Genomic DNA, 14,258 nt, shown 5'->3' on the forward strand with positions numbered 1-14,258 from the left:
GAATTGAATCAGAAGCGTGTAGGGCAGATCCTTAGGGAGGCTAGGGAGGAAAAAAAACTTACAGTAAAGGACGTGTCTAAGGATACGAATATCTCGGTTAAATACATCCTTGCATTGGAAACCGAAGACTATGCTCAGTTTCCAGGTGAAACGTTTACGATCGGCTTCTTAAAGAACTACGGTAGTTATCTTAAGTTGGACACCGGAATGCTCGTGAACTTATATAGAGGGGAAAAAATCGAAGAGTCTCAGGCCCCTTTGGAAGAGTTAACTCGTCCTACCTCCTCGTTTTATTATGATTTTAATATAGATAAAAATAAGATCATAACCGCGGTTTCGGCTTTGATGTTGGTAATTGCAGGTTTTCTATTGTTTACGTTCGTTTTTGACGGTTCATCTGGCGACGATGAAGTGTCCGAAGACGGTCGTCGTAAACTAGAAATTCCCGAAAATATCGACTTTGTGAATCGCTCGGTGCCGGAAACTCGTCCCGAGAGTTTTATTTTAACCACGAATCAGGGCGTAAGCTTTAGCGTATCGAATCAACAATGTAAATTGTTTATCACCGGAGTCGAACAAGGTAACGACTCGAATACTGCCTTACTGGGGTTTAACGTATACCCGGAGTTAAGCGTTCATAAATTTAAACTTGCCGAAGGCCAGGAAAAAGTGCTAAGCTATTCCATTCCGGAAATTTCATCTTTACGCCGTAGTATCAGAATCACTGCGCAAAGTGTGACTGGAAGTTCGGCAAAAGTGTTGGTTTCCCTCAATGAAGAGGAACGTCCCGGAAACGGAACATCTCAAAAAACCGGAGCGGAAGATTCGAATTCCACCAAAACGTTGGGGGACGTTCCGATACAGGTAACGTTATTTTTCTCCAAACCTAGCTACGCGGAGTTCATCATCGATGGGCAAATGGGTTTTAGAGGATTGGTTCAAAATGGGGAAACCAGATCTCTGGAAGCGAAAGACCGATTAGAATTGAAAGTCGGAGACGGATCCGCAGTGGAAATGATCCAAAACGGAAAGACGAAAGTCGTCTTAGGACGTCCCGGGAAATTGGTAAAGAAAGTTTTTGTTAAAACCCCAAATCCTTACGATAGCACTCAATTTATCATCAAGGAGCTGGGCGAGTAGTAGGCCTGTTGGATAAGAAGTTTTACATCACTACGCTCGGGTGTCCAAAGAATACCGTGGACTCCATGAGCATGCATCATTCTCTTTTGGAAGAAGGATTCGTTCCGGCTGCAAAACCGGAAGAATCCGATTTTCATTTGATCAATACTTGTACTTTCATTCGATCGGCGACCGAAGAAACGATCCAAACTATTTTAGGCGCAGCCCACGCGAAGAAACATGAAGGTCAAAAACTCGTAGTAGTCGGATGCTTCGCCGAAAGATACCCCAAAGATATTTCGGCAGAAATTCCCGAGGTCGATCTTGTCTTCGGGACGGGAAAGTATTCTCAAGCCGGTAAGATCATTCGAGAGGCATTTCGTAGGGAACTTAATGCGGTTCCGAATACGGAATTTAACGCAGAGCTTATCGAGAGAATGAAACTTTCTCCCAATATCGAAAACTACTCCAAGCCCTATGCGTACGTAAAAGTTTCCGACGGATGCAATCGCGGTTGCGGGTTTTGCATTATTCCTTCTCTACGCGGAAAGTTTCAGGATTCTCCGATGGAGGATATCCTCCGAGACACAAGACGCGCGATCGCCGCCGGAGCGAAGGAGATTTGTCTCGTATCGCAGGATACTGTCTACTACGGAAAGGACAGCGACCTTCTTCTGGAGATGATCCGAAACGTTTCCGAAGTGGAAGGTTTGGAAATATTGAGACTACTGTATCTCTATCCGGATAAGAAGACGGAAAAAATCGTAAGACTGATGGGTGAAATTCCTAAGATTGCTCCGTACTTGGAATCGCCTTTGCAACATGTTTCCGAGCGTGTCTTGAAAACGATGAATCGAAGCGGGAACTATTCCTCATTTAGAGACTTGTATTCTTTAGCTCGAGAAATTAGACCGGATCTGGAAATTCGGACCTCTTTCATTCTCGGCTATCCGGGAGAAACCGGCGAAGACGTGGATGAAATTTTAAGATTCATCGAGGAAACTCGTCCTGAAAAAGTGAATTTGTTTTCTTATTCGCCTCAGGAAGGAACCAAAGGAGCCGAATTACAGCAAACTGTATCAGAAAAAGAAAAGGCAAAACGAATCAATATGGTTCGCGAAACTCATCTAAAGATTTTGCAGGAGATTCACGAGTCTCGAATCGGTAAAATCTATCCTGCGATCGTCGACGGAATCGAAGACGGTTCTGCAATCGTTCGACGATTGCAAGACGCACCGGAAATAGACGAAATCGTATACGTGGAAGATGAAAGTCTCAAAATAGGCGCGATAGGAAAAGTGAAAATCGAATCCTTTTACGAATACGACATGATGGGAACCTGGTTGAACGCTTGAACTCTAATATTAATATTCCCAATACTTTAACGGTACTTCGAGTGGTTTCCCTACCGTTTTTTATCTGGTTTTTATATCAGAAAGAACCGGTATTTCATGTCGCAGCGCTTTTGTTGTTTGCCGCGGCCTCCGTAACCGATTTTATAGACGGGTATCTTGCGCGAAAATGGAAACAGGAAACCGAATTCGGCAAATTTTTGGATCCTCTTGCGGACAAAATCATCGTTGTAGGATGTTTTACTACTTTCATTTTTTTGCATGAACAGATCGAATTGTGGATGGTTCTCCTAATCGTAGGTAGGGACATGCTGATTACCACTCTTCGCTATTTGGCGATTCGTCAAGGTAGTTCCATCCGCACGACTATGCTCGGTAAAGTCAAGACGGCGTTCCAAATGGGTGCAATTATTCTAATATTGATTTTCTTTATTTTAGTATCTTCCAAAAAAAGAATTTTGATCAACGAAGTTTATCATAGCGGTAAGGAAGCCGGATTTACCGTCTTTGGAATCGCGTCAGAGAACGCCTCCGCATTTTTTGCCAGTTGGAAGGAGCAAGGTGTTCCCAATTGGGGTGATTTGGTTTTCGGTCTCGGTGGATTCGTTCCTTATTTCGGGATGCTGATTACGACATTGATTACGGTTTTATCCGGACTTCGTTATTTAGTATCGAATAGGGAAGTTCTACGACCTAGCGCAATCCGGAGGGCATTCGGCAAGAATGGAAATTAGAAAAGCAATACTCAAAGTTCTGGATCGCAAATCCCTGACTGTTCAAGAAGCTGAAATCGTGATGAACGAAGTCATGAAAGGTCAGGTATCGGAAATTTTATTAGCATCGTTTTTAACGGCGATTCGTTCAAAGGGCGAGACCGTGGACGAGCTTTTGGGTTTTTCCTTAGCCCTTCGCAAGAACGCATTAAAACCGAAAACCGTTTTTCCATTCGATATGCTGGATACTTGCGGGACCGGCGGTGATGGAAAAGGGACCGTTAATATTTCCACTTTATCCGCCATTGTTTTGGCTTCCCTCGGATTGAAGGTTGCAAAGCACGGAAATCGATCCGTTTCCTCTCATACAGGTTCCAGCGATATCCTGACTCGCTTGGGTTATAATACCGAAAAGACACAGGAAGAAGTGGAATCTCATCTGGTTTCCAGCGGGTTTACTTTTCTATTTGCGCCCATGTGGCACCCTTCTATGAAATTCGCCGGTCCGGTACGAAAAGAACTAGGCTTTCGTACTTTATTTAATATGATCGGACCGCTTAGTAATCCTTTCTCTCCGCAGTATCAAATCATAGGAGTGTATGAACCGGAACTTATGGAGACTTTAATCCGTGTTCTTCAAGGATTGGGCTTACGAAAAGCTCTCGTTTGCCATTCCAGGGACGGGCTCGACGAGTTCTCCATTTTTGAAACCACGGATTATACTTTGTTAGAAGACGGGGTAATTTCTCGGAAGGATTTTGATCCCAAAACGTTGGGCCTCGGGCAGTTGAACCCTGCGGAGGTCTTTACGGCCGGTCCCGATCAGGCGGAAGATTTAGCGCGTAAAATTCTGGATGGTCAGAAAATAGCGGGAACTTATGCAGTAGCTCTGAACGCAGGAGCCGGATTATTCGTGATGGGCAAGGTTCCCACTATCGAAGAAGGATATAAAATCGCGTTAGAACAGCTTGTTAGCGGAAAAACCAAGCAGTTCTTTCAAAATTTAATTACCAAACAGTAGGTTGGGAAAATACTGGTCCCAAACCGAATAGAAAAAGATCTTATTTAGGGTTATAACTATGCAATTCGACTTAAACACACTTTTTATACTAGCTCAAGCCGCAGATGGAGGAGCCGCACCTTCCGCGAGCAATCCTCTTTCGTTATTAACGTCCCCATATGGAATGATCGCGGTAATGTTCGTGATCATGTATTTCCTCGTAATTCGCCCTCAAAGAAACGAGGAAAAAAAACGGAAAGCTATGATTGAAAGCCTACAAAAAGGCGACACAGTGGTGACTTCTTCCGGAATTCACGGTAAAGTGGTAGAGTTTAAGGATAACAACGAGGTTGTCGTTCTCGCTATCGCAAAAGATACGAACGTGACCTTTAATGCAAGCACCATTATAAAGAAGAAGGAAGGGTAAAAGCGCAGTCCTTCCGATAGGTATAGTAGTGAATACGGTGAGATTATGAACAAGATCCTATGCCTCCTCCTCTCATTTTTAATCTCCTTCCCGGTTTTTAGCCAGGATGGAGAAGAAATCGATTTTCTAGACAAGGTTGGAGAACCTAAGAAGGCGACGACTTCTGCAAGTAAGAAGGCTCAAGCCGCGAAGGTTCCCAAAAAGAAGAAATCGAAGAAAGGCTCGAAGAAACGTAAGTCAAGCGAAGTTCGTCAAGACGGCGTCGAGCAGAAAGAAGGTGAGACTAAGAAAAAAGTCGAGGCCACTGGAATTCCTGATGATGCTAAAAACGATTCTCATCCGGGCGACGACGGACACTCTAAAAATTCTGAAAATGCTTCTTCGGAGAAAGCTTTAAAAAAAGAAGAGCCTGGGGATCTGCAAAAACCGTATTGGGTAAATGAAGAAACCGCTCTGACTCCGCGACATCTTCCGGGTTACGCAGAGACTTCTGCCGCCTTGCCAAAGGAAGATATCTCTTTCAAAGATAAGTTAGGCGACATCTTAAAGATGGGTCAAGACAAAAAGAAAGAGGAAGAAAAACGGAAGGCAGCCGAACAAAAAGATCAGAGCACGATTGTCTCCTTCTTTTCCGAATACAAAAAGCCGATTATTATACTCGGACTTATTGTTCTATTTGCCCTCTATCGCCTAAGGGCGGGAGGTCCCCGTATCACCCGGCGTTCTCCGGTGACAATTAATAAAGTGAGAAGAGACTAGGAGCCAAAATTGAAATCGGTTCAGTGGATCATTGTACCCATACTCGTCGTAGCCGCTTCGCTGACGCTACTTTATCCCAACTTTGCTGTTCGCGAATTGGAGCTTGCCATTCGAAAAGAATTTCGGGAACTACCGGAAGAAAAGAAGAAGAAAGCCCTCGAAACATTCGCAGAACGCTGGAAAAAAGATTATAATCCCACGGCAGCTTGGTCGATCGAACCCGATCCTTCCGTTTTACCGGAAAAGGATTATTATCTAGTTCGCGGGAGATTCATCACTTCCGCAAAGATCAATCAGCTTTCGCAAGAAAACCAAGAATTAATTCTAGAACCTAAGAACAAGCTTCGGCCTACCTGGGTCGAGGAATATGTCTTTGGAGAACGACCTCTGACGATCAAACTCGGTTTGGACTTACAAGGTGGAATGCGAGTCGTTCTAAAAGGCGACTTCGAGGACTACGCATCCAAACTGAGGGACAGTTATGCCAAGGAAATCGAGAATCTTACCAAGAAGTCGGAAGATCCAAAACTTTCCGATAAGGAAAAGAAGGAAGCCCGCGATCGGCTTACCGAAATCGAAAGTTATTTTTCCCTCAACCCGTCTCGCAAACTGATCGAGTTGGAAAAAGCGAAACTGATCATAGACAACCGACTTACGAATCAAAACTTGACCGAACCTCAGGTTAGGATTCAGAAAGATCAGGATTCGATCGAGGTCTCCCTTCCCGGGGTCAGCAACTCTTCGCAAATTTTGGACATTATCCGAAATACGGAGACCGTGGAATACAGATTGAAAGAGCCTGCCCGCGATCCAAAGAGTCAAAATGACAACCGCGGAATTTACCAGACTCAAATCGATACGGAAGAAAATCGATTGGTCGCCGAAGAAAGGCGAGAAGACACGGACATCGTCAAATTTCAGAATATCGTAAAACAAAAACTCGGAAAGGACGAGCAGGATAAATTCCTAAATTCCCTAGAAAAGAAATATAATATTCCGGAAAAGTATAAATTATACGCGCTCTGGGCTCGCGGCGCCAATCCTAAAGCGCCTCTGCTGCCTCGCGAATTCATCGTTTTGGAAAGAGCTATCGCTCTGGACGGAAAAGATATGAGGGATGCAAGACCTTCTTACGATAATAACCGACTTGGATATTTCGTATCCTTTACTCTTACTTCGGCGGGCGCGGAAAAATTCTTTGAAATCACTTCCAAAAACGTAGGTCGTCAGCTCGCTATCGTTTGGGGTGATAAAGTAATCTCGGCCCCGGTTATTAAAGGACCGATTGCCGGAGGAAACGCCCAAATAGACGGAGATTTTAGTCGGGAAGAAGCCGTAGATTTATCCAACGTGATAAGCGAAGGCGCGCTCCCAATTCCGTTAAGCGTACTGGAAATGAGATTTATCGGGCCCACTTTGGGAATCGAATCCATTGAGGTCGGTTTGAAAGCCGTTCTATTAGGTTTCGGTTTGGTTATCATTTTCATGCTGTTAGTTTACCGACTGTCAGGATTGGTCGCCGATATCGCTTTATTAGTGAACGTGATCGTGTTGATGGCTTTGCTTTCCTTAATGGGCTTTACGCTGACACTTCCCGGATTTGCGGGAATTATTCTAACAGTCGGTATGGCCGTCGATGCGAATGTCATTATCTATGAAAGGATAAAAGAGGAACTCCGCGCGGGTAAACACGTAACTTCCGCAGTTGCTCAGGGGTTTGATAACGCCTTTTGGACGATCGTGGATAGTAACGTGACCACGTTGATTTCCGGAATTTTGATGATCAAACTTGGGAACGGACCGATCAAAGGATTCGCGATAACATTATGTTGGGGGATTATCACATCTCTGTTTACTTCGCTATTCCTAAGTAGAATGATTATGGATATTCTAGTTAATAAATTAGGAGTCTCCAAACTCCAAATCGGATTCAAGAGGCTGGAGTCCAAGAATGTTTGATTTTATAAAGTACAAATACGTTTCTATAGTAGTTTCTACGATTTTAATTATTATCGGTTTTGGAGTTACCTTCGGAAAATACGGAGGATTTGCTACGTCCTTGGATTTTGACGGAGGTCTGAGAACCGTCGTGGAATTCGATAAGTCCGTGGAACGTAAGACTTTGGAGGAATATTTTTCCTCCAAAGGATTGGAAGCCGTATTGGTTCACATGGACAAAGAGAAGAACCATTATCAAATCGATATCGGTCTGGGATCTGCCGACAGAATTAAGGAACTTTATCTACAAAAAAAAGGAACGTCTACGCCCGAAGCAAAGCAGATTTCGGCGATCGACGCTTTGATAGGTCTCTTAACGGAAGATTTTAAATTGGATAAGAAGGCGATCTTGTCCGCAAACCAAGTGGGATCGGTAGTGGGAGCCGAATTGACGACTACCGGAATTACCCTTCTCGGTTTAACTCTCTTGATTATTTTAGGATACTTAAGTTTTCGTTTCCAGTTCAAGTTCGCTCTGGGCGCAAGTCTCGCCTTGATTCACGATTTGATCATTACGATCGCTTTTATCGGTTTTTTTCAAATCAAACCGAGCGTTCCGATTATCGCCGCGCTTTTAACTTTGTTGGGATATTCCATCAACGATACGATCGTGGTCTTTGACAGGATACGAGAGAACGCGGGTAATATGAAGGATGTTTTCTCAAACGTAATTAATATTTCCATCAATCAAACTTTAAGTAGAACGATTAATACCTCTTTCGCTACTTTGATTTCAGTCGTCGCGATCATTATCGGCGGAGCGGTAGAACTATATGATTTTGCCTACGTTCTGACGTTCGGAATCATCCTTGGGACTTTCTCTTCTATTTTTATCGCGGCTCCGTTGATCGATATATATGATTCCGTATATAAGAGGTTCAAAAAGTCTTGAGCTTGCACCTCCCGAAAGAAATTCGGGAGGAACTCCTCCGCCTGTCCTTTTTGTCCATGGGGTATTCTTCTCCGAATCCTCCTGTCGCTTGCGTGTTAACCGCCGCATCTACCGGTGAAATTCTCGCAACTGGCCGAACACAGATGACCGGTGGAAATCACGCCGAGCGTGAAGCGTACAAATCTCTACGAGAAAAATATAAGATGGGACCATTGCCTGCCCATAAAGTGTATGTAACACTGGAACCTTGCTCTCATTTTGGAAAAACTCCTCCTTGCCTCGATCTACTTTTAGAGGAGAAGCCGCTCGCATTGATTTATGGCTGGAAGGATCCGAATCCATTGGTACGGAAACGGGACAGTTTACAGGAACTCCAACGGGCAGGAATTCAAGTCGTTCAGAATCCCGAACTCGGGGACATAGCGTCCAGTTTTCTTTTCGGATTTGCGGAAAGAATCCAAAAAGGAAGACCCGCGTTGCTGTTGAAATCATCCGTAAGCCGCGAGGGATTTTATTCTTCCGGCGGAGAATTCAGAGAAAAAATTTCCTCGCAGACGTCCGATTTCTTTCTTTCTTATTTAAGATCTAAAATGGATGCGATTCTTGTCGGACCGAAGACGATAGAAGTAGATTCTCCCAAATTGGATTTTCGTTCTCCGAAGGACGACTCGGATACTTTAAAAAAGCTGCAAGAACCGGAAATCTCTACGGATTCTTCCGTCGTTAAAAAAGGATTCTCGGGTCTCATTTCGGAAATCCTTCATTATTCTACCGATCTAAGCGTTAGGCGGATTCATCAAGAGATGGAAAAATTCTATCAACCTCTTCGAGTTTTTTTTCTTCCTGCCGAAATCAAACTGCCTTCCGAGTTTCTTACGATTCAGGAAGAATTGAACCGTCGGCAAGAAAAAAGAAACACTGCCTTTTTTTTAGAAAGCGAAAAAGAGTATTCAAAAGATCTGCTATTTCGTATCGAGAAGCTTTCCGACGGCAAGGTGAAACGGTATTCATCGAAATCATTCGGCAGTCGAACTTTAAAGGATCTGGCTGACTGGGGAATTAATACCGCTTTGGTCGAGGGGGGAAATCTACTGTATCGTGAATTCTCAAAGGAAATGAAAAATTCGGATTCCATTTTACGAATTCAATCGAAAACAGTTACGTTGGAGAAGGGAGATTCACCGGATTGGGGTACGAACCTGACTCTAGAATTCGAAAGGGATATCGACTCCGATAAATGGGAGGTTTTTACCGCATGTTCACAGGATTGATCGAAACGACCGGCGAAGTTCAAAGCATTAAGGATACCGGAGAAGGTAAGATATTTTCCCTCAAAGTGGACTGGCAGGATCCGGATCTAAAACTTGGTGATTCGATTTCAGTTAACGGCGCCTGTCATACGGTGACTTCCTTCCAGAATCGAGGGAACACTTTCGAATTTTATTCCTCTTATCGAACTCTTGAACTCACGAATTTCGGGGATTTTCGAAACGGGACCAAGGTGAATCTTGAAAGATCAGTTCAACCTCATACCAGAATGGGAGGTCATTTTGTAACCGGTCATGTGGATGCGGTCGGAAAAATCACCTTAGCGGAAGATCGGGACGATGGTAAGGTCCGTCGGTATTTGATTTCTCACGATCCTGCTTTTACTAAATATTTTGCTGTAAGGGGAAGCATTACCGTCGACGGGATCTCCCTTACTATCGTAGATTCGAAACCGGGCGAATTTGAATTGGTTTTAATTCCGGAAACCCTGACCAAAACGAATGCGGGCGTTTCTTGGAAAGTCGGCGCCTCGGTAAATTTGGAAATCGATCTGGTCGCGAGGTATTTGGAACAGCTATTGAAATCGGAGCAGAAATAGCCGAATATCATTCGCCGACCGAATGCAATTCGCCTTTAGCTGTTCAGGTGGTTGGGTGCCCAAACCGGATTTAGTGTTTTTCGTTCCGTTTAGGATTTATGATTGGTAAAAATCCAGTCCAATAAATGAGGTGGAAGTTAAATTATGATCGGACCCATCGAACAAGCAATCGAAGACATAAAATCGGGGAAAATGATTATTCTCGTGGATTCCGAGGATCGTGAAAACGAAGGGGATCTAGTTTGCGCCGCCCAGTTTACTGACAAGGATAAGGTCAATTTTATGGCCACCTACGGGCGAGGATTGATTTGTTTTCCGATGGAAGGGGACCGCCTCCGTCAGCTCGGTCTGAATCGTATGGTCGACGATCATTCTCTTGGAGATAAGCACGGGACGGCGTTTACAGTTTCCGTCGATGCGAGGGAAGGAACTACCACCGGAATTTCCGCTCAGGACCGGGCGACTACGATTCAAGTTCTTATAGATCCAAAAACGACTCCCGGCGACTTAATGAAACCGGGTCACCTTTTTCCTTTGCAGGCAGTGGCCGGTGGAGTCCTCCGTCGTGCAGGGCATACGGAAGCTTCCGTCGATTTATGTAAACTCTCAGGACTTTATCCTGCAGGCGTAATCTGCGAAATTATGAACGACGACGGAAGTATGGCCCGATTGCCGGATCTGGAAATTTTTGCAGCCAAGCACGGTTTAAATATTTATACGATCGAAGATTTGATTCGTTATCGAAGAAAAACGGAAAATCTGATTCGTCTTGAAGTGGAAACCACTCTTCCGACCGAATACGGCGATTTTAGAATTCGCGCATATTCGACCTTAATCGATGATAAGATTCACGTGGCCTTAATTAAGGGTGATATACATAAGAATGATCCCGTAATGGTAAGGGTTCATTCCGAATGCTTGACGGGCGATATTTTCGGAAGCGGCAGATGCGACTGCGGTCCTCAATTGCATTCCGCGCTTTCGATGATTGCGCAGGAAGGAAAAGGAATACTCTTATACATGCGCCAGGAAGGTCGCGGAATCGGACTGATTAATAAACTCAAAGCTTATAACATGCAGGACGAGGGTCTGGACACTGTTGAGGCGAATGAGAAATTGGGTTTTGCCCCGGATCTGCGAGAATACGGAGTCGGCGCTCAAATTCTGAAAGATATCGGAATTGAAAAGATGAGATTACTGACCAATAACCCGCGCAAGATCGTAGGCCTTGAAGGTTACGGTTTGGAAGTCGTAGACCGTGTCCCGATAGAGATCAAACCGACCGGGAACAATCATCATTATCTTTTTACGAAAAAAATGAAAATGGGGCATCTTTTAGGGCTGAATTAAAAATCAGTCAGCAACCTAAGGTTGCAATCTTAGCCTTTCCCAAATATCTCCTCGGAGCAGGAATTGCACTCGGTCGTGTAATCTGTTCCTTCTTCCCTGCCAAAATTCGAATTCGGTCGGAGTTAGCTCGTATCCTCCCCAAGTCGGAGGTAGAGGGACTTCCTTTCCTTCGTAATGTATTAGCAATTCATTATATTTTTTTTCTAATTCGGTCCGATCCGATACTGATTTACTTTGATCCGATGCGAGAGCACCAATCTGACTTGCAAACGGTCTGGTTCTAAAATACTTTTCCGAAACTTCCCGGGAAACTTTTGCGATATTTCCGCGGATACGGACCTGGCGTTCCAATTCCGCCCAAAAGAAAACGATGCATGCGATCGGATGCTTTTCCAACTCTTCGCCCTTTCGACTGGAATAGTTCGTAAAAAATCGAAATTTACCGTTTGAAATTCCCTTGAGTAAAACGATTCGAGCGTTCGGAAGATTTTTCTCATCGACGGTCGCCAAGGTCATCGCATTCGGTTCCTTTACTTCCGAGTGTAGGGCTTCCTCGAACCAACGGGAAAAAAAATCCACCGGATTTTTTTCGACTTGGGATTCGTCCAGTTCGGCTTTTGCATACTCGTTTCGTAAATCGCTGATATTCTTCGTCATAAGCTTATTATTCCCCGTAGGGAAAGAATCTCATCCCCGTCTCGGAAAGCAATCCGGAGTTCCAGGCAAATTTAGCCAAAAATGTCAATGCCAGCGAAGCAGAAAAATAAACACCCATCGGGATGGGAACTCCCCTTAAACTTTGCCCCTTCTTTCTAGTCCCGATAGTGATTGCAAGGGCAAGAACATAGGAGGAGTTTACGAAAAGAATCCACCACGGATGACCCGAAAGAAACGCGAAGGAAGGTGCAAAGATCGCGTCGGCAAACCCCATACCATGAGGAAACAAAAAATGGACGGCAAAGAAGATTCCCAAAAAGCAACCGAACACGATCGCATCTAATTTTGTCGGTAAACTCCCGTCGGTTAGAAAGTTTAGCAAAATTCCCCACGCTAAAATGAAGGGCAGATTTTCGTAATCTAAAGAAAACTTTTTCCAATCCGTCGCGGCGGATACGAGCAAATGACCGCAAAGAACAACGAATACCAACGATGCGAGGAACTTTCCGGAAAGGAAAAAAGCGAGCGCAAATAGCAATCCGAAAGAGGCTTCGCAGAGCGAGTACAGCGGATTTATCTTTGCTCCGCAGGCCTCGCATTTTTTCCCCGCCAACCAATACCCTAAAACCGGTACTAACGCTAATCCTCGGATTTTGGCCCCGCAAGATTCGCAAGCGGATGGTTCGGTTAATAAACGAAGTAATCTCCGGCTGAATGTTCCTGATTTTCGTTCGTATCCGTAAAAGAAACGCAGGATTCTATAAGCAAGGGTGGAATAAAAACTCCCGAGCGAAATAGAGATCAAAAATCCGCCGACCCATATCATAGGAATGAGACCCGGAATTTCGGACTCAAAATTGAAATGATTATCCAATCTCTATTTATGCTCCTGCCAATTCTCTAAGAGCTTTTATGCCTCTCTTTAAATTATCCCATTCGGATGCGAAGCTGATTCGAATATAGTTCGGAGAATCGACGAAAATGTAACCGGGTACAAGGATGAGTCCTTTTTCTTTTACCGCGCGTCCGATGAAGTCTTCGTCCCGATCTTTGATTTTTAAAAAGAAGTAAAAAGCGCCTTGGCTTTTTTTGACTTCATAATGGTCTTTTAGATTTTCATAAACAAAATCGCGCTTTTCGCGATAATCCGCGATGTACGAACTCATATTGGTTTTTAACGCCTCAATTCCCATCCATTGGGTGACCGAGGGTGCGCATACTAAAGTGTACTGCTGTAAAGTAGTTAAAGTTTTAATGATCGGTTCCGGCGCTAAGATAGAGGCCAATCTAAGACCGGTCATACTATACGTTTTTGAAAATCCCGATAACGTTATCGCTTTTTCATAAAAGGAACCGACCGAATGGAATTGCCTGTCGTAATCGAACTTTTCGTAGATTTCGTCCGAAATTAAATACGCGCCGGTTCGCTCCGCTAAGTCGGCTAAGGACGTTAGTTGGTCTTTGCTAAGAATTGTTCCGGTCGGATTGGACGGAGACGAGAAAATGATTATCTTCAGTTTTTTATCCCGAAACTGATTCAGGTCGTCCGGCCCGAAATTCTCGGAAATCGTATGCATCTTGCCGCCGTAAATCTTAATGTATTCCGGATACATAAGGAAATACGGGGAAACGACTAAGCATTCATCTCCTTCGTTTAACAGAGCGTTAAATAATAACAAAAAGGCCGAGCTGATTCCCGAGGTTACTAAGACCCGCTCCGGCGTAGCATATGGTATCGAGTTCTCTTTTCTGTATTTAAGAGAGAGGGCTTCCCGTAGCTGGGGGATGCCTGCCGTCAGAGTATATGCAGTCTTTCCGTCTCGAAGCGCCTTGACTCCCGCTTCGATGATATTTTCAGGACAGGGAAAGTGGGGTTGTCCGATGGAAAGATTAATCGGATCTTTCAAGGTTCCTGCAAGTTCAAAGGCCTTGCGAATAGCGGAGGAATTTAAACCACGAATTCTATTTGCGAGGGCGTATTCGAGTGTCGACTGGCTCATAAGTGAACGGTACTCGGTAGGCGGTTTGGGTAACAAACGGAAATTCGATCAGTGATCGGAAAATTTTTCGACCGGAACGGTTGGCAACCCCAACCAATACTTGCCACTCTCGCTTGGGAATTCG

At 44.4% G+C, this 14,258-nt stretch carries 14 protein-coding genes; 11 read left to right on the forward strand and 3 right to left on the reverse strand.

The annotated features are described in order from the left end of the window. The first annotated feature begins 3 nt into the window (after positions 1-3). The 11 genes from LEP1GSC050_RS01365 (at position 4) to LEP1GSC050_RS01415 (ending at position 11,477) form a co-directional block, all read left to right on the forward strand. A complete protein-coding gene (locus tag LEP1GSC050_RS01365; protein WP_010569275.1) occupies positions 4-1,140 on the forward strand; it encodes a helix-turn-helix domain-containing protein in 1,137 nt (378 codons plus the stop codon). 8 nt (positions 1,141-1,148) lie between these two features. Beyond that, entirely contained in the window at positions 1,149-2,474 is a 1,326-nt protein-coding gene (gene rimO / locus LEP1GSC050_RS01370) for a 30S ribosomal protein S12 methylthiotransferase RimO (protein WP_040910831.1), read from the forward strand. Further along, the gene (pgsA, locus tag LEP1GSC050_RS01375) at positions 2,471-3,205 is read left to right on the forward strand and encodes a CDP-diacylglycerol--glycerol-3-phosphate 3-phosphatidyltransferase (RefSeq protein ID WP_010569277.1); all 735 of its coding nucleotides are present in this window, start codon (positions 2,471-2,473) and stop codon (positions 3,203-3,205) included. Before rimO ends, pgsA begins: the two co-directional genes overlap by 4 nt. Continuing rightward, on the forward strand, positions 3,195-4,205 hold the full coding sequence (trpD, locus tag LEP1GSC050_RS01380; protein ID WP_010569278.1) for an anthranilate phosphoribosyltransferase: 1,011 nt from the start codon (positions 3,195-3,197) through the stop codon (positions 4,203-4,205). The genes pgsA and trpD overlap by 11 nt, the downstream gene beginning before the upstream one ends. A gap of 58 nt (positions 4,206-4,263) precedes the next feature. Continuing rightward, entirely contained in the window at positions 4,264-4,611 is a 348-nt protein-coding gene (yajC, locus tag LEP1GSC050_RS01385; protein ID WP_010569279.1) for a preprotein translocase subunit YajC, read from the forward strand. Between the two features lie 45 nt (positions 4,612-4,656). After that, the gene (locus tag LEP1GSC050_RS01390) at positions 4,657-5,370 is read left to right on the forward strand and encodes an SRP-less Sec system protein (protein WP_010569280.1); all 714 of its coding nucleotides are present in this window, start codon (positions 4,657-4,659) and stop codon (positions 5,368-5,370) included. A 9-nt stretch (positions 5,371-5,379) separates the two neighbouring features. Continuing rightward, positions 5,380-7,329, forward strand: a complete 1,950-nt coding sequence (gene secD / locus LEP1GSC050_RS01395; protein WP_010569281.1) for a protein translocase subunit SecD — start codon at positions 5,380-5,382, stop codon at positions 7,327-7,329. Next, a complete protein-coding gene (gene secF, locus LEP1GSC050_RS01400; RefSeq protein ID WP_010569282.1) occupies positions 7,322-8,260 on the forward strand; it encodes a protein translocase subunit SecF in 939 nt (312 codons plus the stop codon). Before secD ends, secF begins: the two co-directional genes overlap by 8 nt. Beyond that, complete coding sequence (locus LEP1GSC050_RS01405; RefSeq protein WP_040910833.1) at positions 8,257-9,531, forward strand: bifunctional diaminohydroxyphosphoribosylaminopyrimidine deaminase/5-amino-6-(5-phosphoribosylamino)uracil reductase RibD; 1,275 nt, start codon at positions 8,257-8,259, stop codon at positions 9,529-9,531. Before secF ends, LEP1GSC050_RS01405 begins: the two co-directional genes overlap by 4 nt. Further along, positions 9,516-10,127 carry a riboflavin synthase gene (locus LEP1GSC050_RS01410; protein WP_010569283.1) on the forward strand — a complete coding sequence of 204 codons (612 nt, stop codon included), beginning with the start codon at positions 9,516-9,518 and terminating at the stop codon, positions 10,125-10,127. Before LEP1GSC050_RS01405 ends, LEP1GSC050_RS01410 begins: the two co-directional genes overlap by 16 nt. A gap of 144 nt (positions 10,128-10,271) precedes the next feature. After that, positions 10,272-11,477, forward strand: a complete 1,206-nt coding sequence (locus LEP1GSC050_RS01415) for a bifunctional 3,4-dihydroxy-2-butanone-4-phosphate synthase/GTP cyclohydrolase II (RefSeq protein WP_010569284.1) — start codon at positions 10,272-10,274, stop codon at positions 11,475-11,477. A 15-nt stretch (positions 11,478-11,492) separates the two neighbouring features. On the opposite strand, the gene pdxH is transcribed toward LEP1GSC050_RS01415, so the two are convergent. From pdxH to LEP1GSC050_RS01430, 3 genes are read right to left on the reverse strand one after another with little or no spacing between them, the layout of a single operon-like run. Then, entirely contained in the window at positions 11,493-12,134 is a 642-nt protein-coding gene (gene pdxH, locus LEP1GSC050_RS01420; protein ID WP_010569285.1) for a pyridoxamine 5'-phosphate oxidase, read from the reverse strand. Positions 12,135-12,141: 7 nt separating this feature from the next. Next, the gene (locus tag LEP1GSC050_RS01425; RefSeq protein WP_010569286.1) at positions 12,142-13,008 is read right to left on the reverse strand and encodes a prepilin peptidase; all 867 of its coding nucleotides are present in this window, start codon (positions 13,006-13,008) and stop codon (positions 12,142-12,144) included. A 7-nt stretch (positions 13,009-13,015) separates the two neighbouring features. Beyond that, entirely contained in the window at positions 13,016-14,134 is a 1,119-nt protein-coding gene (locus tag LEP1GSC050_RS01430) for a pyridoxal phosphate-dependent aminotransferase (protein WP_010569287.1), read from the reverse strand. Positions 14,135-14,258: the final 124 nt, after the last annotated feature.

Origin of the sequence: Leptospira broomii serovar Hurstbridge str. 5399 (assembly GCF_000243715.2) — a bacterium.
Lineage (GTDB): Bacteria > Spirochaetota > Leptospiria > Leptospirales > Leptospiraceae > Leptospira_B > Leptospira_B broomii.